This is a genomic window from Pseudoduganella sp. R-32, assembly GCF_049913245.1.
Lineage (GTDB): Bacteria > Pseudomonadota > Gammaproteobacteria > Burkholderiales > Burkholderiaceae_D > Rugamonas.
This window is the reverse complement of the sequence record NZ_CP183987.1, coordinates 5949583-5970574: the sequence shown is the minus strand read 5'-3', so window position 1 is coordinate 5970574 and position 20992 is coordinate 5949583. Positions and strand designations below refer to the sequence as shown.

The window sequence follows — 20992 nt, the reverse complement described above, 5'->3', positions numbered from 1 at the left end:
GCAGATCCTCTCAAATTGAAAGCGCTTGACCTGAATCAATTTAATTAATTCGCAAACTCCGTACAGTCCTGCACTGGAATAACACAGAGTAGGAGTATTGAAACATGGGTAGCGACAATGAGGTAAACGACGTGCAAACGAACAGCCGTCGTCGATTCCTGGGTAAGAGTGCTGCGTTAGGCCTGGCCGGCGCTGGCGTGCTGGCAGGTTGCAAGGAGAACGGTGCGGGGGCGCCCGGTTCTGCTACAGCATCTGCAGCAGCAGCGGGCAAGTCGCATGGCGCCAGCAAGGCGCATGTGGAACCTGGCCAGCTGGATGACTATTACCTGTTCTCCAGCGGCGGGCATTCCGGCGAGGCGCGCATCATGGGCGTTCCGTCCGGGCGCACGCTGCGCCGCATCCCTGTTTTCAATATCGATCCTATGGTTGGCTGGGGTATCACCAACGAGTCCAAGGCCATTATCGGCACCAAGCCTGACGGCAGCCTGAAATACACCACCGGTGATACCCACCACGTGCACGGCAGCTACAAGGACGGCACCTACGATGGCCGTTTCCTGTGGGTGAACGACAAGATCCACTCGCGCCTGGCCCGCATCCGCATGGACACCATGGAATGCGACAAGATCACCGAACTGCCTAACGTACAAGGCTTCCACGGTATCTTCCCGGACAAGTGCGACCCGGTCGACAAGTCGATCAACCACACCACCCGCGTGTTCTGCGGCGCGGAATTCGCGATTCCGTTCCCGAACGATGGCCGCGACCTGGATGATCCATCGAAGTGGGGTTCGCTCTTCACCTGCGTGGATGCGGAATCCATGGAGGTGCGCTGGCAGGTGCGCGTGGACGGCAATATGGACCTGACCGCGACGTCCTACGACGGCCGCTTCGCCTGCTCCAACCAGTACAACACCGAGAACGCACCTGACCAGGCGGGCATGATGGCCGCCGAACGCGACGCCTGCGTGTTCTTCGACGTGGCGCGTGTGGAGGCGCTGGTCAAGGCCGGCAAGTTCACCACCATCGGCTCGTCGAAAGTGCCTGTGGTTGACGGCCGCAAGGCTGCCAATGCCGATCCGAAGACTGCGGTGACCTGCTATGTCCCGGTCGGCAAAAACCCGCACGGCGTCAACGCTTCGCCGGACGGCAAGTACATGGTCTGCTCCGGCAAGCTGTCGCCGACTGCGACCGTGATCGAGGTGGCGCTGGTCGCCAAGTGGTTCGATGGTGAACTGAAAACCGAACGCGATGCAGTCGTGGCGGAGCCGGAAATCGGCCTGGGCCCGTTGCATACCGCCTTCGACGGCAAGGGCAACGCCTTCACCACCCTGTTCCTGGACAGCCAGATCGTCAAGTGGAACGTGGCTGCCGCCATCGCGCAGTTCAAGGGCGACAAGAGCGTCAAGCCGGTGGTGGACCGCGTGGACGTGCACTACCAGCCGGGCCACGGCTACGCTTCGATGGGTGAAACCAAGGAAGCGGACGGCAAGTACTTCAACTCCGGTAACAAGTTCTCGAAAGACCGCTTCCTGCCGGTCGGCCCGCTGCACAGCGAAACGGAGCAGTTGATCGACATCACCGGCGACAAGATGGTGATCATTTCCGACCATACCGCTTATCCGGAACCGCATGACGCGATCATCGTGCGCCGCGATATCGTGAAGACGCGCCAGATCTACAACATGGACGACTTCCCGAACAAGGTGACGGCGGATAACGCGGGCATTACGCGCAATGGCAACAAGGTGCATGTGCGCCTGATGTCCCAGGCGCCAGCCTTCAGCATGCCGGTCATCAAGGTGAAGAAGGGCGACGAGGTGACGATCACGCTGACCAACCATGACAAGGTGGAAGACCTGACCCACGGTTGCGCGCTGCCGACCTACAACATCAACTTCATCGTCAACCCGCAGGAGACCAAGTCGGTCACCTTCAAGGCTGACCATGCCGGTGCGTTCTGGATGTATTGCACGCACTTCTGCCACGCGCTGCATCTTGAAATGCGCAGCCGCTTCCTGGTGGAGGCTTAAGCCCGCGAGGGCGGTTTATCCATGCTGTATCGACTGATTTCCCTGCTTTGGGCAGCGCTGCTTGCGACGTTGTGCGCAGCGCCCGCCTTGGCCACTTCGATGTACGACACCGTGCTGTCCGCGGGGTTGATGGGTGGTCCCGATTTGTGTGCCGAAGCGCCATGCAGCGACGTGCTGCCTGCCGCAACGGTGTTTTCCAAGCGCAAAGGCGCCCCGGCCTACGTCGAAGGCTACGCGCTGGAGCAGGGCAAGCAGAAGATGGTGGGCTATGTGTTCCTGTCCACCGATGTGGTGGACATTCCGGCTTACTCTGGCAAGCCGGTCGTCACCCTGATCGGCATGGATACCAAAGGTTTGATTACCGGGGTGCGTATCCTGAAGCACTCCGAACCGATTTTGTTGGCGGGTATTCCCGAAACTGTGCTGACCAAGTTCGTCAAGCAGTACTTTGGCAAGCCCGGCGACGCCAAGCTGGAACTCGGCCTTGGACGTGATGGTGGTGATCTTGATGCGATCAGCGGGGCCACCGTTACTGCCATAGCCGAGAACCAGACCATTGCGCAAAGCGCGTATGAGATTGGCAAGCAGGTGGGCATCTTCAAGGGGATGGTCAAACCGCGCGCCCATTTCACGCCGCTGCGCGAACGTCTGGACTGGGCCGCGCTCGTCAAGGAGGGCGCGATCCAGCACCTGCGGGTGGAAAGCGCGGATGTGGGCCTGCCCTCCGGCGGCAAGCCCCACATGGACCTGCATTTCGGCTACCTGAACGTGCCGACCGTCGGCGCCAGCCTGCTGGGCGAGCGCAATTATGCGCGCCTGATGCAGGACCTGAAGGAGGACGAGCACGCGATCTTCATCATCGGCACCGGCCTGGAATCGTTCAAGGGTTCCGGCTTTGTGCGCGGCGGCATCTATGACCGCATCCAGGTGCGCCAGGATGCGGACCGCTTCACCTTCCGCGATACCGATTACCTGAACCTGTACCATCTGGAGCCGGCCGATGCGCCAGAGTACAAGGAGTCGGCCATCTTCATCGTCCGCTCGGCAAACTTCAACCCAGCGTGGCCATGGCAACTGAGCCTGCTGGCAAACAAGCTGGACATGCAGACGCACACCAAGGTGTTCGTGCACTTTGACGAAGAATACTGGACGCCGGCGCGCTACCTGGAAGGCGGTCGCCCGAAAGTCGAGCGTCCGGTGCCGGCCTGGAAGGCCGCCTGGCTGGCGCGCAAGGGCGAAATTACGCTGTTCGTGCTGGCGCTGCTGGCCACTGCAGGCCTGTACTCGCAACGCGACCGGCTGGTGCGCGCCTCCAGCCGCAAGAGCAAGCCGCTGATCAGCATTCCGCGCACCATCCTGTGGGTAATCGCGGTCGGATTCTTCGGCCTGTACCTGAAGGCGCAGCCGTCGATTACGCAGGTGATGACCTGGTTCCATTCCCTGGTCTATCAGTGGAAGTGGGAACTGTTCCTGTCCGACCCGTTCATCTTTATCTTCTGGTGGTTCATGGTGGCCACCGTGGTGCTGTGGGGGCGCGGGCTGTTCTGCGGCTGGCTGTGCCCTTTCGGTTCGCTTCAGCATCTGGCGTACAAGCTTGGCACGCTGATCGGGCTGGGCCGTTTCCAGGGACTGCTGCCGAAGCGCGTGCACGACAAGCTGAAATGGGTGAAGTACGGCGTGTTCGCGGTGCTGGTTGGCGTGTCCTTCTACTCGATGGAGCTGGCCGAACACCTGGCCGAGATCGAGCCGTTCAAAACCACCTTCCTGGTGGGCGTGCTGAATCGCGGCTGGCCGTTTGCTGCCTTCGTGGCGGTCATCCTCGGCATTTCGATCCTGAGCGAACGGCCTTACTGCAAGTACATCTGCCCGCTGGGCGCCGGCCTGGCCGTGCCAAGCTTCTTCCGCCTGTTCGGCTTGAAGCGCAAGCAGGAGTGCGTGACCTGTACCGCCTGCGCCAAGGGCTGCGGTTCGCACGCTATCGATGCGCAGGGCCGCATCGACCAGAAGGAATGCCTGCTTTGCCTGGACTGCATGGTGATGTACTACGACGACCATGCCTGCCCGCCGTTGGCCAAGGAGCGCAAGACACGCGAGAAGAATGGCCAGCCGCTGACGCCTATCGATGAACGCGGCTACTTTATTTCGCTGGATTCGGTTCGCAGTGAGCTGAAAAGGAAGGCAGGGTAAAACCATGAGTGTCCTCAGGGTTTGCGCGGCCGCTCTGGCCGCGACCATCACCGCGATGCTGGCCTGCGCCTCGGCAGGCGCGCACGCGGCCGTGCTCCAGGTCCGCGCCGGCGAATCGGTCGCCGCTGCCGTCGGCCAGGCACACCCCGGCGACACGATCCAGGTCATGGCCGGTACTTACAGGGAACGCATCCTGATCGACAAGCCGTTGCGCCTGGAGGGCGTGGGCAAGCCGACTATCGCCGCTGGCTACGAGGGCGACGTGATTCGCGTCAAATCGGCTGACGTGTCAATCCGTGGCCTGATCGTGCGCGACAGCGGCACCGACCTAGGTTCGCAGAATGCCGGCATTTACGTGATGCCAGGCTCGGACCGCATCGTGATCGCCAACTGCGACCTGGTCACCAACCTTTTCGGCATCTGGCTCGAACAGTCTCGCGGCGCCGTCCTGCAAGGCAACCTGGTGACCGGCCGCCGCGACCTGATGTCGCAGATGCGCGGCAACGGCATCCAGGTCTACAACACCGACGACACGCAGGTCATCAACAACACGATCAGCTATGTGCGCGACGGCATTTACGTCGACTACTCGCGCCGCGCCACATTTCGTGGCAATACCGTGCACCACGTGCGCTACGGAACGCACTATATGAACACCCACAACAGCTCCTGGGAAGGCAACACCGTGTACCAGAGCCGCGCCGGGCTGGCGTTGATGGAAGTGCGCAACCTCACAGTGCGCAACAACGTCGCCCGGGGCAACGAAGACCACGGCATCATGCTGCGCACGATCCAGGATTCCGTCATCGAGAACAACGTTGTCGCCGGCAATGGGCGCGGCTTCTTTATCTACGATGCCGAATTCAATATCCTGCGCGGCAACCTGGTGATCGGCAACCGCACCGGGGTGCACCTGACGGCCGGTTCGAGCAATAACACTGTGGATGGAAACGACTTTATCAACAATGCGGAGCAGGTCAAGTTCGTCGCTTCCAAGGATGTCGAATGGGGCCGCAACAAGGGCAATTACTGGAGCAATTACAGCGGCTGGGACCAGGATAACGACGGCAACGGCGATGTGCTGTACCAGGCCAACGACGTGGTCGACCGCCTGCACTGGCAATACCCGCTGCTCAAGCTCCTGCTGAGCAGCCCCGCCGTACAAACGCTGCGCTTCGTGTCGCGGCAATTCCCCTTGCTGCGCGCACCGAGCGTGATCGACAAGCACGCCCGCATGCAGCCCTGGAACACCGATTGGAGAAAATGGCATGGACGACAAGCTGATTGACTTGCGCGCCGTGGGCAAGCGCTATGGAGCGCTGCAGGCGGTCGACGGCGTCGACCTGTCCGTGGGACGCGGCCGCATGCTGGGCCTGATCGGGCATAACGGCGCCGGAAAAAGCACCCTGTTCAAGATGATGCTTGGCTTGCTGGAACCGAGTTGCGGCGAAGTGCGCATCTGCGGCGTGCGGACAAGTGACGGCGCGTTTCGCGACGTGCGGCGGCGTATCGGCTACCTGCCGGAGAGCTTCGTTGCCTACGACAACCTGACCGGCATGGAACTGCTGCACCTGTTCGCCGACCTGAAAAAAGTCGCGCGCAGTGCCTGCGGCAACGTCCTGGAGAGGGTCGGACTGTCTGCTGCGGCGGACCGCCGCGTCGGCGGATATTCCAAGGGCATGCGCCAGCGTCTTGGCTTCGCCCAGCTGCTGCTCGGGGCGCCGGAACTGGTATTCCTCGACGAACCGACCAATGGCCTCGATCCGGACGGCATCCACGATTTCTACCGTATCCTGCACCAGCTGCGCGAGGAGGGCGCGACCATCATCATTACCTCGCACATCCTGGCTGAAATCCAGGAGCGGGTCGACGAGCTGGTGATCCTGAGCGGGGGCCGCATCGCGGCGCAAGGCACGCTGGCGCAGTTGCGCGCCGGAGCGGCCATGCCGGCAGAAATACGGCTGGTGGCGCGCGCCGGCGGCACCAGCCGCGTGATTGCCGCGCTGCGTGGACACCAGGTGCGCGTGGAGCGCGATTGCATTCGCGTTCCCTGCGCGCCACGGCAGAAAATCCAGATGCTGCAGCTGATTTCTACGCTCAGCGACTCCATCGATGACGTGGCGATCCACGAACCGTCGCTGGAAGACCTGTTCTTCGGGATGGGAGGCCGTCATGCACGCGCGGCTTGACTGGTCGGCGGCGGCCACCATCGCCTCCCGTGAGTTCCGTGACCGCCTGCGTAACCGCTGGGTGCTGGCGGTGGCGCTGGTGTTTGCGGTGTTTGCGCTGGCCATTGTCTGGTTTGGCATGGCGCAGCAGGGCAGCGTGGGATACCGCGGCATCGACGTCACCATTGTCAGCCTGTCCAGCCTTGTCACCTATCTGGTGCCGCTGATTGCGCTGCTCCTTGGCTACGACGCGATCGTCGGCGAGCGTGAACGCGGTTCGCTGGAGTTGCTGCTGTCGCTGCCGATTACGCGCTTTGAACTCCTGCTCGGAAAATTTGCCGGCCTGGCGGCAGCGCTGGCTGCATCGACAGCCCTGGGCTTCGGCGTGGCGTTGCTGGCGCTCTCCAACCAGCTCGATGCGCGCGACGCCATGCATTTCCTCGGCTTCGCCGGCAGCGCCATTCTTTTGGGACTGGCATTCCTCAGCATGTCGCTGTGCCTGTCGGTGCTGGCGCACAACCGCATCCGCGCCAGCGGCGTGGCCATCGGCCTGTGGTTCCTGTTCGTGCTGGTGTTCGACATGGTGCTGATGGGGGTGCTGGTGCTGTCGCAGGGAGCCCTGGACAGCAGCGTGTTCGGCGCCTTGCTGATGCTCAATCCCGCAGACGTGTTCCGCCTGCTGAACATCTTCAGCTCCGAGCAGGTGCAGGGCCTGTATGGCCTGGCCACCGTGATGCCGGAGCATATGACCAGTCCGGGCCTGCTGGCTGGCGTGATGCTGGCCTGGATCGCAGTTCCCTTCGCCATTGCAACGTGGAGGTTCAAATGAAGTTCAAGCGAAATGCCGCCGCCATGGTGGTGGTCCTGATGCTGGCCGCCTGCGGCGATGCCGCCCGCTCGCTGGCGGCCGGCGAGCCGGCGGACGACGCAGCTTGCGCGCTGGACGGCATGAGCCTCAAGGACTATCCGGGCCCCAAGGCGCAAATCGTGTTCAAGGACGGCCATATCGACTATTTCTGCAGCCTGTCCGAGCTGTTTGAGGTGCTGTTCGGCGAAGATGGCCAGCGCGGCTTAGGCGCCAGCTACGTGCAGGACATGGGCAAGGCCGACTGGAACAAGCCGCGCGGCCACTGGATCGAAGCCCGCAACGCATTCTTTGTAATCGACAGCCGCGCGCGGGGCGCCATGGGACCGACTATCGGCACCTTTGCCAGCAAGGAGGATGCGCAAGCGTTCGCAGCACGCGAAGGCGGCCGCGTGCTCGATTACAGCCAGGTCAAGCCGGACGTGCTCAAGCTGGGCACCAAGCCGGCCCACGACGCGCGTGATGACTCAATGCGCTGAAGTTTTTTACCCACCAACCAAGAGGAAGACAAGCATGAAAACATTTACCAAGCTGACCGTCGCTATCGCTGCCGCCGTACTGGCGCCTGCGGTCATGGCCGCCGCACCTGCCAAGGGCGCCGGCGTCAACGGCGAGAAGATTTATTCGGCCAACTGCGCCTCCTGCCACGCCGCCGGTGTGCTGGGCGCGCCTAAGGTCGGCGACAAGGCCGCCTGGGGCCCGCGTGTCAAGCAGGGCAAGGAAGTGCTGTACACCCACGGCCTGAACGGCTTCAAGATGATGCCTCCAAAAGGCGGCAATCCTGGCCTGAAAGACGACGAGGTGAAGGCCGCCATCGACTTCATGGCCAAGAGCTGATGATCCAGCGCCGGCGGCTGTTGGCTTGCGCCGTGCTGCTGCCCTTGCTGGCGGCCTGCACGGCCAGGGATGAGGTGCACCATGTGCAGGGGCATGTGTTCGGCACGCAGGTGGAGGTCAGCATTTACGGGCCTTCCGAAGCGGAGGCGCGCGAGCAGGGCGCGGCCGTGTTGCGCGAGTTCGACCGCCTGCACCACAAGTACCACGCCTGGCAACCGAGCCAGCTCACGGCGCTGAACGATGCTATCGCCCGCGGCGAGCCTTTCGACGCAGACGAGGAAATGGTGGGGCTGTTGCGCTCCGCGGCCGAACTGTCGGCGCGCTCCGGCGATACGTTCAACCCCGCAATCGGGCGGCTGATCCGGTTGTGGGGTTTCCAGAAGAACGATATTACGGCTGGCGGCCCGCCGGCAGAAGAAGTCGACAGGCTGGTGAAGGCCAATCCGCGCATGGCGGACCTGCATTTCGACGGCAACCGCATTACCAGCAGCAACCGCGCCGTCATGCTGGACCTGGGCGGCTACGCCAAGGGCTTTGCGTTGGACCGTGCGGCGCAAATCCTGCGCCGGGCCAACGTCAAAGCGGCGCTGGTCAATGTTGGCGGCAACGCGATTGCACTCGGCCAGCCTGGCTCGCGGCCATGGATGGTCGGCATCCGCAATCCGCGCGGGCCGGAGATGGTGGCGCGCGTGGCCCTGCATGACAATGAGGCGATCGGTACCAGCGGCGACTATGAGCGCTACTTCATGAAGGATGGCAAGCGCCATGCCCACATCATCGACGCACGCACCGGACAGACGGTGGACCTGGTGGCATCGGTGACCATCATCACCTCCGGTGGGGCCGATGCCGGCTTGCGTTCGGATGGTAACTCCAAGCCGCTGTTCGTTGTCGGCCCGCAGGGCTGGTGCGGCATGGCGCAACGGCTCGATCTCAAGGAAGCCATGCTGATCGACGCGCAGGGCGAGGTGTATGCTACGCCTGCCATGATGGCACGCACTGACCAGGGAAACGGAAATGGGAAATCTGTACGAGGATGCACTGCCGCCCGCAACGGGTGAGCGCTTTGATACGCTGCTGTCGCACAAGGGGCTGGTGATCGAGCGCATCGTCAGCACGTCGAAAATCGAATCCCAGGAATGCGTACAGGAGCAGGACGAATGGGTGATCTTGCTGACCGGAGAGGCCATGCTTGAAGTGGCGGGGCGCAAGGTGCCGTTGAAGGCTGGCGACTACCTGTTCCTGCCGGCGCGCACCGCACACACGGTGAAGAAGGTGTCCGATGGCGCCTTATGGCTGGCGGTGCACCTGCACGACCGCGGCGCGTGACAAAGCGCGCATCTTTTACCGTTTTTATTTGCTACTCTTGGTCACTTTACTTTCGGAGCCAAGAGAATGCAACCGACGCAGCAGCAGGAAGCGATAGAGGAGTTCTGGCAGCATATTTCGCATTGCGACCACGTGGTGCAAATGTACGAAACCGAAGAATCGTTCCTCGATACGCTGGAGGCTTTTGTCGTGGAGGGATTCCGCAGCAACGACGCCATCGTCATTATTGCCACCCCGGAGCACCGGGCAGCGCTGGCCCAGCGCCTGGAACGCAACGGCATCAGCGTCAGCGCTGCTGCCTCGAGCGGCCAGTACATCGTTCGCGATGCCCGCGCCTGCCTGGCGCGATTCATGTTTGACGGCTGGCCTGCCGAATCGCGTTTCATTGAAATGGTCGAGGAATTGCTCGCCAAGGCACGTGAAAAGCACCCGACGGTGCGCGCCTTCGGCGAAATGGTGGCCTTGCTGTGGGAAGAAAGGCTGTATCGGGCCACTATGCGGCTGGAACATATGTGGACGCAATTGTGCCAGCGCGAATCGTTCCCGCTGTTCTGCGCCTACCCAAAGGCCAGCTTCGATGCCGGCGACCCGGCGATCTGCCGCGAAGTGCACAACGCGCATACGAGGGCCTGCCCGCCGCTATAATGGGGCGATGAAAATCGTCCTGGTCACTTTCGGCTGCCTGTTCATGGTCCTCGCGGTCCTGGGCGTGTTCCTGCCGCTGCTGCCCACCACGCCCTTCCTGTTGCTGGCGTCGGCCTGTTTCGCGCGCAGTTCGGACAAATTGCACAACTGGCTGCGCAACCACGGCCGCTTTGGCCGCTACCTGCGGGATTACGAGGACGGGCGCGGCATACCGTTGCGCGGCAAGGTCCTGGCCATGGCGATGATGTGGCCGTCGATGTTTTACTCGATGTACAGGGTGCCTTTCCTTTCGTTGAAAGTCATGCTGTTCCTGGTTGCCTGCGGCGTGACGATTTACCTGTTGCGCCTTCCCACCTCCCGCCCGCTGGATGAATAAGAAAAGTTTGATTGCCGCTGCAGCCGCGTTGCTGCTGTCCCATGCCGCCTTCGCCGCACGCTGGGAAGTGATTGCGGGAGCGCCCAGTGCCTTGCGCAGCGAGAAGCTGGAGACGCCGCGTGGCATCGCGGTGGGGAGCGACGACACCATCTATTTCACCGATGGCGCATCGGTTCGGGCATTGAAGCCGGATGGCAGGCTGGCGACCCTGCCGGGGCGCTTCATTGCCCCGGCAGGACTGGCGGCGGCGAGCGATGGCACGCTGTATGTGGCCGATGCCGGCAACCATGCGGTAAAGGCGATCTCGCCGGCCGGCGAGGTGCGCACGGTCGCGGGCCAGGCCGGTACTGCCGGACGCAATGACGGCAAGGGTATCGCAGCACGCTTCGACCATCCGGCCGGGCTGGCGCTCGATGCAGCGGGCGGCCTTCTGGTGGCCGATGCCGGCAATAGCGCGTTGCGGCGCATCGGCGCCGACGGCGTGGTCAGCACGATGGCCCAGGGGTTGCCGTTTCAGCCGCAAGGCATTGCGCTTGACGCAAGCGGGGGGATCGTGTTGTCCGACGCAGCCGGCGCCTTGCGCATCGATGGGCAAGGAAAATGGCAGCCGCTCGGCACGCAATCGGGGGCGTCGACCGACCAGGGACAGGCGCAGACGCAGCAGGGGAACGCCACTGAGCGCGTCTCCGCCAGCGTGATCGCGGCGGTGCGCGGTGCTGCCGAGAAAGCGGTACGCGAAGCAAAAGAGGCGCGGCCGGCCGATGCCGAGCACGATGCAGGTGTCGTGGCGGGGGCGCTGGACGAATGCCAGCGCGGCAAATGCCTGCGTCGCTATTCAGCCCCGAGCATGCCGACTGCCGACAAGGCGCGCGCGGTGCCGGCCGGGCAGTTGGCTGCGGATTCCCAGGGCCGGCTGCTGGCGACGTCGCCTGCCACCGGCACCATCTACCGCATCGAACATAACGGCCTGATTGTGCCCTTGCTGGGCACCGGCGACGTAACCGGCGAATTGTCAGGCGTTGTGCGCGATCGCGAGGGCGCCCTGAACGTGCTGCTGGCCGAGCGGCTGGCGGCCATGCGCTGGGACGCCAGCGGCCAGCAGCAGCCATTTGCGCTGCAATACGCTGCCTCGCTGAACCGCGATGGCCCGGCAATGCAGGCGCGTTTCGGCGATATTACCCAGCTTGCAGTAGGGCGCGACGGCGGGCTTTATGTGCTGGACGGCGACCAGTTGCGCCGCATCGACAAGGAGGGCATTGTGCGTACCTTGCTGGAGGCGGGCAGTTTCCGCAAGTTGCGCGAATCCCATGCGGCAGCCCAGGTGGACTTGCACGGCTCTATGGTTGCACGGCCCAGCACCGGCGTGTTTGTGACCGCCAATGGCGGGCTGGCCGGAGTGAGTGCGGAAGGCCTGATCTCCCTGGTTAGCGGGCCGCCTGGCATGACGCCCGAGCAGACCGGTTTCATGCCTGCGCTGAAACGCATCTGGGCTTATGTCGCCCAGGATGCGGAACCCTTCATGTTGCCCGGCCTGGGCCAGCACCGCATCGCGGCGGATGCCAGCGGCCAGGCCTGGTATTGCGCCGATAACGTGCTGTGGCGCATTCGCCCCCGCGGCGTCGCGCGCAAGATCGAGCTGCGGGCAGGAGATGGTTGCGGCGATGTGCTGGTGGCCCCCAGCGACGACGTCTTCATGCTGCACGGCCATTACATCACCCGCGTCGGCGCCGACGGCTACCAATGGCTGGCGGCGGGCAGCCGCGAACGGAAAGGCAGCGGAAATGGAACAGGATTGCTGGCGCGCTTCCGCAACATTACGCACGCGGCGGCTGATGCTGCCAACAACATCTACCTGATCGATGATGGGATGCTGCGCAAGATATCGGCGGACGGCGAAGTTGGCACCGAAGGGAAAGGCTTGCCGGAAGACGCAGGCAAACTGCGCGCCCTTGCCATAGACAGGAAGGGCGCGCTATACGTGGCGACTCAGCACACGATCATGAAGCTGAAGCCCTGATTCATGGCTGCCAGTTGACGTTCACCGTCGCCGTGCCGCTGGCCGGCGTGGTGAAGGTATGGTTGCTGCCGCCCTCCCACACGGTGGGGTTGGCGCTCTTCTTCAGGAACTTGTAGCTCACCGTTGTGCCGGCCGGCACGCTGACATCGGTGTACCAGTTCGGATAGCTGTAGACCACCTGGTTGAACAGCGGGCCAAGCGGCGCGGTGGCGCTCCAGTTGGCGAGTTCGAACTTATCCCCGGTCAGGTAGACGTTTTCCCCCGGCGAAGTGGTAGCGTTGCCCACCACGAAGCGCACCGTCACTTGCGGGCCGCTGAGGATTTCGAAGTTATCCCAGCTATCGCTGGTGACCGCGCCAGCCGTGACCACGCTCACGCCGCTCATGCCCGCGGCCACGCTCGGCACCAGCACCTTGATCTGCGTGTCTTCCCACGACAGGATGTTGGCGCCGCTGACCACCGTGCTGCCGAACTTCACCGTGCCTTTGGTGGCGCCGAAGCCGCGGCCGTCGACGGTGATGGTCTTGCCGGGCATCGACATGTTCGGACCGACGTGGCCCAGTTTTGGCGAAGCCACCGTGGCAGTGTACTGCCAGACAGCGATGGCGCCGGCTGCCAGCGTGAAATTGCTGACCGCACCGTTGGCCCCGACGGTGATGTTGTTGCCATTGAAGCCAAGGCCATTCAGCACGTCGGTATAGCTGCCCGCCGGCAGTCCGGCGATGAAGCCGCTGATCGACGTCGCTGTGGAGAGGTTGCGGTTGATCGCAACCACGGCGACGTTATTGCCGAAATTGCGCTCATAGATCAGCACGTCGTTGTTGACCCAGCGCTGCTGCGTCGTGCCGTAGGCGATGGCGGGATTGGATTTGCGCAGAGGGGCCAGGCGGGCCACCAGGCCGTACGCAGGCGTGGTGGTGGCGAAAGACGTCATCATTGCACGGTTGTCCGGATCGCCGGTACCTTGCATGTACTGCTCTGTGCCGTAGTAGATGGCAGGCACGCCGCGCGAGGTCAAGGTAAAGGCCAGCGCCTGTTCCAGCTTGCGGCCGCTGGCGCCCGCCACCTGGAAGCGCGGCATGTCGTGGTTGTCGATGAAGGTGACCTGGTCGCCCACGTGCGAGTACTGGCCGGCGGTATCGCTCACCATCTGGTTCAGCGACGTCATGTTCGCCGAACCGTCCTTGAAGACCTGGCGCACCTTCTGAGCGAACTGGAAGTCCAGCAGGCTCATGCCGCTGCGGTTGGCGAAGTAGTGGTTGGCCGGATCGACCTCGTTTTCGCTCAGGTACCACTCGCCGAAGGTGAACACCGGCTTGTAGCCTTGGATATAGGACATCAGGCTCTTTTGCCAGCCGAAGGGCATGTGCTTGACCGCGTCCATGCGAATGCCGTCGATGCCCAGGTCCAGCCACACCTTGATGGCAGCCTTCATGTAGGCGTCCACGGTGGCGCTGTTATGGTTCAGGTCGGCCAGGTCGAAGAGGTTGCGGTAGATGCCGCTCTCCAGCGTGGAGAAATCGGTGCCGCCATTGTGGTGGAAGTAGCCGTTCGGGTCGGAACCGTAACCGGCCAGCAGGGCGCCGTTGTCATACAGCTTGCCGTTCTCGCCGAAGCTTGTATCGGTGGCCGAGGCAGGCGATGTATGGTTGGGCGCGAAATCGATGATCACCTTGATGTTGCGGGCATGGGCCGCGTTGATCATGTTGCTGAAATCGGTCATGGTGCCGAAGGCCGGGTTGGCGCGCTTGAAGTCGCGCGCCCAGTAGCCGTGGTAGGCGGTGCTGTTGGTGCCGGAGTAGTTCAGCACTGCCGTGATGTTTTCCACCGGCTGCGAAATCCAGATGGCGGTGATGCCCATGCCGGTCAGGTAGCCGTCCTCGATCTTGTTCTGGATGCCTTTCCAGTCGCCGCCGCAGAACAGCTTTTTCTGCGTGCAGCCGGAGCTGAAGGCGGTGCCGGTGGGGTTGTTCGCGCTGTTGCCGTCCGCCAGGCGGTCGGTCACGATCTGATAGATCACGTCCGTGTTGAAGCCTTGCTTGTTGCCGACTGCGGTATCCGGGGCGGCCTGCCCGTTGAGGGCGAAAGCGGCCAGGATTGCCGCGAACACTTTGTTGCGTTGAGTCTCCATAGTCCTTCCTTTCTTTGTTTTGGTTGACAAAGTATGGAGTAGTTTGACTACGCACACGCTTGCTATGTGGCGTAAACGCAGCAAAATCCGCGATTAAATTGAAGTATTTTGACTACAAAGAATCCTGTAGTCGGCGCCCCAGCCGCTTGCCGAGTGCAAGCAGAGTGAGGGTGGGCGGCAAGCCCCAGGGGGCGGGCAGGACGGAGGCGTCGCAGACGTAAAGGCCCGCAGTGGAGGTACGCAAATCGTTGTCGACAGCGGCCGGGCTGCCGCTCCCAACTGCCAGCGCACTGCCGGGATGGGCGGCGAAATGCCAGCTCTGGAATACATGGCGCGCACCGGCCTGGGCCAGGATGCGCCGTGCCAGCGCGGTACCGCGCTTGAAGCGTTCGCGGTCGGCGGCCTGCAGCGTTTTGTCGACCCAGTGCGGGCCGATGCCGCCACCGGCAAGGTCGCGGATCTTGACCATGATGCTGAGCGTGCGGCGGTGCGCGAACAATCGGTCTATGCGGCCGACCTGCAGCGCGAAGGCCTGGTACATCGGCTTGGGCAGGGTCAGGTCGGCAAGTGACAAGCCTTCTTCCGGCAACGCCATGCCGGCGGTCATCGGCACTTCGGCGCCGCCGTCGATGTCGTCGACGAAGCCCATCACCGCCACGACGGGATCGCTGATAAAGGGCAGGCTGCGCGGCGCCAGTCCTGAGGCATGCAACAGGCGCGGACTGCCGATGCCGCCGCCAGCCAGGATGACTACGCTGGCATGGGCCGTGAGGACTGCCCCGTCGCGCGTGTATTCGATGCCGACGGCGCGGCCTCGATCGAGCAGCACGCGCCGGACCGGCGCATGGTCCAGGATATGCGCGCCGCGCAGGCGCGCCTCGTCCAGCAGGTCACGCGCAGTCCACTTGGCGCCATAGGGGCAGCCGTAGACGCATCGCCAGCAGCCGCTGCGGCAGATGGCGGGGCGGATCATTTTGTCGAGTTTCTGCCAAGGGAGACCGGAGGCCAGCGCGGCCTGCATGATGCGTTGCGCCATGGGGCCCAGCAATTCATCGGGCAACTGGCCTATCGGCAGTTCGGCGCGGCATTCCGCCAGCGAAGGAGCCAGGTCAATGCCCAGCGCTGCAAAGCGTTCCAGCGGCGGGGCCGCCGCCGTGGCGAAATTCAGCGTGGAGCTGCCGCCGGTAGCCAGTCCGCGCACCAGTAGCGATGCATCGCGGTGGAAGAACGCTCCCTTGCCTGGAATGGCGCCGATCCCCGCCATTTGCGCCAGCGTGCCCTTTAGCGGCGCACCGCTGCCCTGTTCCAATACCAATACGCGCTGGCCATGCCGCGCAAGCGTATGCGCGACGCTGGCGCCGCCCGGGCCACTGCCGACAACGATGGCGTCATAGCGTTGAAGGGTTGGTCCCTTTGCCATGATGGATCTCCTGTTCCATATCGAACGTGCAGGCCAATGTCGTGGAGACAATGGTGTTGTCAAATTATATCGACAACGTTATGGATTAGCGGAGGGATGGGCAGGACGGAGGAGGGGAGCCGTGCCGCACGCGAACAGGTGCGGCACGAAGGGAAGGGACTTGGACGATCAGCGGGTTTGCTTGTCGTGCTTCTGGTGATGGATTGCGGCGCTATTGCGGTCAGCCTCGCGCTGCAGTTTGTGGCGCTCTTTGCGGGTGACTTTGCCGTCGGCCTTGGCCATCGCTTCGTCGTTTGCCAGCTTGGCTTCGCGCGCCTCCAGGTGCTGTGCTTCCTTGGCGGTCAACTGGCCGGACTCGATGCCTTGGGCGATGCGGGCTTGCTGGTGCTCTTCGCGCTTGTCCAGGTTCGGGGTGGACTGGGCGAAGGCAGGCAGGACAAATGCCGATACCAGGACGGCGGCGAACAACTTGGTGGTTTTCATGGCGTTCCCTTTCTTTGGTTGGTTATCGCGAAGCGCGTGGCTGCAGTATAGGTGGGTGCGGCCCGCAAAAAACATCACGCCATGTAATCGGTGTAAGCATTTGCAACCGTTTTGTTAATGAACATCGGGGCGCAGGTGCTGCATCAGGTCTTTCAGCGCACCCTGCGACAAGCTGTCCAGCTCCGGAGAGCGGCGGTCGATTTCATTGGCCAGGTCGGTCAGCAGCCAATCCATTTCGTCCAGCATGGCGCGCAATTCCGCCAGTACTTCGGGGTCGCCCTGCATCATGGCCAGCATGCTGGTCATGTCGTCCGGGTTGAAGCCGGCCTGCAGTACCAGCGAACGGACCGATGCCATGCGCTCGAACAGGAATTCCATTGGCGAGCCGGGAGCGTCTGCGGCGGGGCGCTCCTGCAGCATTGCCCGCAAGTCGAACCAGGCATGAAGTAATTCCGACAGATGATTCAGTCGCTCCGATGGATCGCCGGAGGGGGCGGTTTCAGCCGGGTGATTGGACTGCGGTTGAAGCAGGTCGCGCAGGATTGCCAGCACATCGCCATCGAAGCGCGGCTTGTTAATCCGGTACAGCATTTCCAGGCGCTGCATGTCAAGGCGGCGCAGTACGGTTTCGGTGACATCGGCGGCGGCAACGATGCGCGCCAGCCGGTCGACCTGGGCGCCACGCAGGGCGTTGGGGTAGCCGCTACCGTCCAGCCGTTCATGGTGCTGCAGCACGGCCTTGCTCGCGGCGGCGGGGAAGCCGGGCAAATCCTTGAGCAGAACGTAGCCGGTCACGGGATGCACGTGCACGAAGCGGCGTTCCTCCGCCGTGACATGGTGCGCCTGGTCGAGAATGCGCGGGTCGGTGTGCATCTCGCCGAAGTCGTGGCACAGGGCTGCTAGCAGCACGGCAGGCAAGTCGCCCACTGGAACACCCATGCGCTGGGCGCAGGCGAAGGCGATGATGGCGGTACGCAGCGTGTGCTCGAACACGTCCTTGTGCTTGTCCGCCATGACGGTCAGGCGCAATTCGATGGTCGAGTGCAGGCGCAGGTTGGCGGTGCAGTGCTTAAGCTGGCGCGGGTCGCCGGCTCGCGCCAGGAGTTGGCGGTAAATCGTGTCGTGTTCGAGGATGCGGTCGAACTCGATCGCCAGCGTGGCGGCGTCGACGGCCTTGTCGGAAGAGAGCACCTGGTCGAGCGGGGCGAAGAGCTTGTAGCGGGTGAGTTTTTCGAACTGCTTGCTGTCGATGCGGGCGCCCTTGGCCAAAATCTTGGTGCCGTTGCTGGCGTAGATGTCTTCGCTGGCAATGACGTCGCGCGTATCCCCCATCTCGGTGACCGAGCGTACAAAATGCGGGCTCTCGCCGGGAATATCCGTCAATTGCATATCGCTAGCCATATTGTCCACCTTGGGGTAAGGAACAACTGTGGACATTCTCGCAGAAAAAAAAAGCCCCGCACTAGGCGGGGCCGGAAGCAGAGGCGGAGAGACGCCTTTGAAACACCTTAGAACTTGTAGCGCAGGCCGGCCAGGAATTCGCGGCCGGTCACGTTGTTCACCACCACGCTGTTGCGCGCGCGGCTCACGAACTGGTCGTTTTCTTCGTTGGTCAGGTTCACGCCTTCCAGCGTGAGTTCCAGCTTGTCGTTGACTTTGTACGACACGGACATGTCCACGTTCAGCGACTTGTTCTTGCCTTCCACGTCGTTGTTGTTCTGGCCCGGCACGCGGGTCACGAACGAGGAACGGGAGGAAGCCGAAATGCGGGCACTGAGCTTGCCGTTGTCGTAGTACAGGGTGGCGTTCCAGGAACGCGGCGACAGGTTGAGCAGGTCGTCGGTGATGCGGGTGTCGCTGGTTGGCGAAACCACATACTCGATCTTCGACTTCACGTGGGTGTAGTTCAGCAGCGCGCCGAAGTCCTTGCCCCATGCCGGCAGGAAGGTGAACGGCTGCTGGTAATTCAGCTCGAAGCCTTTCAGCTTGCCGCCATCGGTGTTGATCGGAGCCGTTACCTGGAAAACTTCTTCGCCGGTGAAGTTGGCTGGCAGCAGCGACATGGGCAGTCCGGTGTCATTGTACGCCATATTGGTGCGCAGGGACTGGATGTAGGTGCTGATGTTCTTCTGGAACAGACCCAGGCCGACAAAGGCGTTCTTGCCGAAGTAGTATTCGAGGCTGGTGTCGAAGGTCTTGGCACGGAAGGGCTTGAGCAGCGGATTGCCAGTGGTGATGCTTGGCGTGCCGGTGGTGGCGATGGTGCCGCCCGGCGACAGGTTGTTCAGCTGCGGACGGGTCATGACCTTGGCCGCGGCAAAGCGGGCGATCAAATCCGGCGTCAGCGTGGCAGCGATGTTCAGGGACGGCAGGGTGTCAGAGTATTCATTGTTGACGGTAACCGCAGTGCCGCCACCTGCAGCCTGGTAGCCGGTTGCAGAAAGCTCGGTCTTTACGTAGCGCGCGCCAAAATTGCCGCGCAGCGGAACGCTGCCCAGCTCCGTCTTGAACTCGCCCATGAGGTAGAAGCCTTTGTCTTCCTCGTTGACAGAGCGGTTGTTGCCGCGCGCATTGCCGTTGGTGATGGAGGACAGGGTGAAGTCGCCGGGACCGCCGGCAGGGCCGCTCTTGATGCAATTGCAGTAGATGTCGTAGGCCTTGGCGATGGCGTTCAGGTCGGGAATCAGCCAGGTGGTATAGGTCCCGGCCGGAAGGTTCTGCCCCTTGCCGAAGCCGCTCACGGTGGTCGTCAGGTTGCCGGAGCCTGCCGGCGGCGCGAAGATCGTGTCGTTCTGGTTCACGCGGCGCGACTCGTAGGAATCGAAGTCGTATTTCTTGCGATTCAGGCCTCCCTTGATGGTCAGCGCGTCCGACGCCTCCCAGGCCAGGTCCACGGTCGCCGTGTCGTTACGGTTGTTGGCGCCTTGCGGGCGGATGCGGATTTCGCTGCTCGTGGTATTTGGAATGGTGGTCGGCTGGGTGCCGCTGGCCACTTGCGGCACGCCGACGATTCCCATGCTGCCGCCGGCTGCCGGGTCGAACGGCAGCGAGATGATCGGATGGCGGTCGTCCTGGCGGAAGTCGATCGTGTAGCCGTTCACGTTCAGCGCATCAAGCGTGGTGGTGGTTTGCACCGGATTGCGGAACTTCGAGGTGGCGCGGCCGACGCGCGCCTGCAGTTGCAGTGTATCGGTCAGGCGCTGGTCGAGGGTCAGCGTCGGTTGGGTAAAGGTGGTGGACAGCTCGTCGTAGCGCGACTCGGCACGCATGTCCACGCCGTTGAACTTACCGTACAACAGGTTGCCGTTTGGTGCGTACTGCGCTTCCACGACCGAGGTTTGCGGCTTGCCGCCCTGGCTGGCGGAGCGGCTGAACGAAATCGCTTCCAGGAAGTCTTCCTGGCGCGTTGCATCGAGCTTTGCATACAGCATGTCGAAGGTGACCAGCGAGCCTTGCATCGGGCGCCACTGCACGGAACCAGTGAGGCCGACGCGGTCCTGGTCGTGGGTCAGGCGGCCGTAGCGCGGCAGGCGCGGATGGAAGTTGTCGGCGCTGCTGGCCAGGTTGTAGGCGTCGGTCGCCGCTTGCGAAGCGGGCAGGCGCGGTACTCCTTGGGCAGCAGGGCCGCAGGTGGCTGCGGTGGAGTTGGCTGGATTGGCCGCCACGCCTCGCGGCGCGCACCAGCCGCCGCTCGATGGTCCGTTATCCCAGCGCACAGTGGAGAAGCCTTCCTCCAGCAACTGCCGCTTGGAGAAGGCGCCGGACAGCAGAACGCCTACCTTGCGGTCAGCGAAGGTGTCGGACAGCAGGAAGGCCACACGCGGGTCGGTCTTCTTCGACAGGTCGTTGTACTTGCCCTTGGCCGTGATGGTGGCGTTGAAGCCTTTCAGGTCGAAGGGGCGCATGGTTTGCAGGTCGACGGTGGCGCCCAGCGAGCCTTCATCCACGTCGGCGGAAGAGCTCTTGCGCACGGTCAGCGACGAGAACAGTTCGGAGGCGAATACGTTGAAGTCGAAGCCGCGCGAGCGGTTGGTGCCGCCGGAGCTGTCGGTGCCGCCGGTAGTGGCCAGCGCTTCCAGGCCGTTGATGCGCACGCGGGTGAAGTCCTGGCCCAGGCCGCGCACGGTGATGCTGCGGCCCTCGCCCGCGTCGCGGTCGATCACCACGCCTGGCACGCGCTGCAGCGATTCGGCCAGGTTGGTATCGGGGAATTTGCCCATGTCTTCGGCCTTGATGACGTCGACGATGCCGTTGTCCTCGCGCTTCTTGTTCAGCGCCGATTCCAGCGCGGCGCGCAGGCCGGTGACCACGACTTTCATTTCCGGTTCCGCGGCCGGCGCGGCCGGTGCGGTGGCCTGTGCGTGGGCGAGGCCCATGGCCAGCGCGGTGACTGAGTAAGTGCCGACGAGGCGCAGCGCGAACTTGCGCAAAGCCTCGGTTTGATCCGTGAACTTCATGCCATCTCCTGGTTATTATTGCTGCCGGCTCTTGTAAGTGGTCA

General features: G+C 63.0%; 17 protein-coding genes. 12 read left to right on the top strand and 5 right to left on the bottom strand.

The features are described 5' to 3' along the window. Positions 1-104 precede the first annotated feature (104 nt). The 12 genes from nosZ to ACN9MU_RS27225 all read left to right on the top strand — a co-directional run bounded on the left by nosZ (position 105) and on the right by ACN9MU_RS27225 (position 12457). Positions 105-2033: a TAT-dependent nitrous-oxide reductase gene (gene nosZ, locus ACN9MU_RS27280; protein WP_426164608.1), complete on the top strand. Its 1929-nt coding sequence runs from the start codon at positions 105-107 to the stop codon at positions 2031-2033. A gap of 21 nt (positions 2034-2054) precedes the next feature. Beyond that, complete coding sequence (locus ACN9MU_RS27275; protein ID WP_426343722.1) at positions 2055-4220, top strand: 4Fe-4S binding protein; 2166 nt, start codon at positions 2055-2057, stop codon at positions 4218-4220. 4 nt (positions 4221-4224) lie between these two features. Next, on the top strand, positions 4225-5508 hold the full coding sequence (locus ACN9MU_RS27270) for a nitrous oxide reductase family maturation protein NosD (protein ID WP_426319177.1): 1284 nt from the start codon (positions 4225-4227) through the stop codon (positions 5506-5508). Beyond that, positions 5489-6409 (top strand): ABC transporter ATP-binding protein, encoded by a 921-nt coding sequence (locus ACN9MU_RS27265; RefSeq protein WP_426319176.1) that lies wholly within the window; start codon positions 5489-5491, stop codon positions 6407-6409. The genes ACN9MU_RS27270 and ACN9MU_RS27265 overlap by 20 nt, the downstream gene beginning before the upstream one ends. Further along, complete coding sequence (locus tag ACN9MU_RS27260) at positions 6393-7217, top strand: ABC transporter permease (protein WP_426319175.1); 825 nt, start codon at positions 6393-6395, stop codon at positions 7215-7217. Before ACN9MU_RS27265 ends, ACN9MU_RS27260 begins: the two co-directional genes overlap by 17 nt. Then, entirely contained in the window at positions 7214-7732 is a 519-nt protein-coding gene (locus ACN9MU_RS27255; protein WP_426164598.1) for a nitrous oxide reductase accessory protein NosL, read from the top strand. The genes ACN9MU_RS27260 and ACN9MU_RS27255 overlap by 4 nt, the downstream gene beginning before the upstream one ends. Before the next feature lie 34 nt (positions 7733-7766). After that, entirely contained in the window at positions 7767-8090 is a 324-nt protein-coding gene (locus ACN9MU_RS27250; protein ID WP_426164596.1) for a c-type cytochrome, read from the top strand. Continuing rightward, on the top strand, positions 8090-9151 hold the full coding sequence (locus ACN9MU_RS27245) for an FAD:protein FMN transferase (protein WP_426319174.1): 1062 nt from the start codon (positions 8090-8092) through the stop codon (positions 9149-9151). The genes ACN9MU_RS27250 and ACN9MU_RS27245 overlap by 1 nt, the downstream gene beginning before the upstream one ends. Further along, complete coding sequence (locus ACN9MU_RS27240; protein ID WP_426319173.1) at positions 9108-9419, top strand: cupin domain-containing protein; 312 nt, start codon at positions 9108-9110, stop codon at positions 9417-9419. The genes ACN9MU_RS27245 and ACN9MU_RS27240 overlap by 44 nt, the downstream gene beginning before the upstream one ends. A gap of 66 nt (positions 9420-9485) precedes the next feature. Beyond that, on the top strand, positions 9486-10064 hold the full coding sequence (locus ACN9MU_RS27235; protein WP_426319172.1) for an MEDS domain-containing protein: 579 nt from the start codon (positions 9486-9488) through the stop codon (positions 10062-10064). 7 nt (positions 10065-10071) lie between these two features. Continuing rightward, on the top strand, positions 10072-10440 hold the full coding sequence (locus ACN9MU_RS27230; protein ID WP_426319171.1) for a YbaN family protein: 369 nt from the start codon (positions 10072-10074) through the stop codon (positions 10438-10440). A 7-nt stretch (positions 10441-10447) separates the two neighbouring features. Next, positions 10448-12457: a hypothetical protein gene (locus tag ACN9MU_RS27225; RefSeq protein WP_426319170.1), complete on the top strand. Its 2010-nt coding sequence runs from the start codon at positions 10448-10450 to the stop codon at positions 12455-12457. Position 12458: 1 nt separating this feature from the next. On the opposite strand, the gene ACN9MU_RS27220 is transcribed toward ACN9MU_RS27225, so the two are convergent. From ACN9MU_RS27220 to ACN9MU_RS27200, 5 genes are all read right to left on the bottom strand, one after another. Then, positions 12459-14588 (bottom strand): alpha-amylase family glycosyl hydrolase, encoded by a 2130-nt coding sequence (locus tag ACN9MU_RS27220; RefSeq protein WP_426319169.1) that lies wholly within the window; start codon positions 14586-14588, stop codon positions 12459-12461. 112 nt (positions 14589-14700) lie between these two features. Next, a complete protein-coding gene (locus ACN9MU_RS27215) occupies positions 14701-16008 on the bottom strand; it encodes an FAD-dependent oxidoreductase (protein ID WP_426319168.1) in 1308 nt (435 codons plus the stop codon). Between the two features lie 168 nt (positions 16009-16176). Then, positions 16177-16491 carry a hypothetical protein gene (locus ACN9MU_RS27210; protein WP_426319167.1) on the bottom strand — a complete coding sequence of 105 codons (315 nt, stop codon included), beginning with the start codon at positions 16489-16491 and terminating at the stop codon, positions 16177-16179. A gap of 114 nt (positions 16492-16605) precedes the next feature. Further along, a complete protein-coding gene (locus tag ACN9MU_RS27205; RefSeq protein ID WP_426319166.1) occupies positions 16606-17892 on the bottom strand; it encodes an HD-GYP domain-containing protein in 1287 nt (428 codons plus the stop codon). Positions 17893-17999: 107 nt separating this feature from the next. Further along, entirely contained in the window at positions 18000-20948 is a 2949-nt protein-coding gene (locus ACN9MU_RS27200; RefSeq protein ID WP_426319165.1) for a TonB-dependent receptor, read from the bottom strand. Positions 20949-20992: the final 44 nt, after the last annotated feature.

What these genes read in the sequence shown, in the direction of transcription:
- nosZ (WP_426164608.1), top strand. Translation starts at nt 105, where the DNA reads ATGGGTAGCGACAATGAGGTAAACGACGTGCAAACGAACAGCCGTCGT.
- ACN9MU_RS27275 (WP_426343722.1), top strand. Translation starts at nt 2,055, where the DNA reads ATGCTGTATCGACTGATTTCCCTGCTTTGGGCAGCGCTGCTTGCGACG.
- ACN9MU_RS27270 (WP_426319177.1), top strand. Translation starts at nt 4,225, where the DNA reads ATGAGTGTCCTCAGGGTTTGCGCGGCCGCTCTGGCCGCGACCATCACC.
- ACN9MU_RS27265 (WP_426319176.1), top strand. Translation starts at nt 5,489, where the DNA reads ATGGACGACAAGCTGATTGACTTGCGCGCCGTGGGCAAGCGCTATGGA.
- ACN9MU_RS27260 (WP_426319175.1), top strand. Translation starts at nt 6,393, where the DNA reads ATGCACGCGCGGCTTGACTGGTCGGCGGCGGCCACCATCGCCTCCCGT.
- ACN9MU_RS27255 (WP_426164598.1), top strand. Translation starts at nt 7,214, where the DNA reads ATGAAGTTCAAGCGAAATGCCGCCGCCATGGTGGTGGTCCTGATGCTG.
- ACN9MU_RS27250 (WP_426164596.1), top strand. Translation starts at nt 7,767, where the DNA reads ATGAAAACATTTACCAAGCTGACCGTCGCTATCGCTGCCGCCGTACTG.
- ACN9MU_RS27245 (WP_426319174.1), top strand. Translation starts at nt 8,090, where the DNA reads ATGATCCAGCGCCGGCGGCTGTTGGCTTGCGCCGTGCTGCTGCCCTTG.
- ACN9MU_RS27240 (WP_426319173.1), top strand. Translation starts at nt 9,108, where the DNA reads ATGGGAAATCTGTACGAGGATGCACTGCCGCCCGCAACGGGTGAGCGC.
- ACN9MU_RS27235 (WP_426319172.1), top strand. Translation starts at nt 9,486, where the DNA reads ATGCAACCGACGCAGCAGCAGGAAGCGATAGAGGAGTTCTGGCAGCAT.
- ACN9MU_RS27230 (WP_426319171.1), top strand. Translation starts at nt 10,072, where the DNA reads ATGAAAATCGTCCTGGTCACTTTCGGCTGCCTGTTCATGGTCCTCGCG.
- ACN9MU_RS27220 (WP_426319169.1), bottom strand. Translation starts at nt 14,588, where the DNA reads ATGGAGACTCAACGCAACAAAGTGTTCGCGGCAATCCTGGCCGCTTTC.
- ACN9MU_RS27215 (WP_426319168.1), bottom strand. Translation starts at nt 16,008, where the DNA reads ATGGCAAAGGGACCAACCCTTCAACGCTATGACGCCATCGTTGTCGGC.
- ACN9MU_RS27210 (WP_426319167.1), bottom strand. Translation starts at nt 16,491, where the DNA reads ATGAAAACCACCAAGTTGTTCGCCGCCGTCCTGGTATCGGCATTTGTC.
- ACN9MU_RS27205 (WP_426319166.1), bottom strand. Translation starts at nt 17,892, where the DNA reads ATGGCTAGCGATATGCAATTGACGGATATTCCCGGCGAGAGCCCGCAT.
- ACN9MU_RS27200 (WP_426319165.1), bottom strand. Translation starts at nt 20,948, where the DNA reads ATGAAGTTCACGGATCAAACCGAGGCTTTGCGCAAGTTCGCGCTGCGC.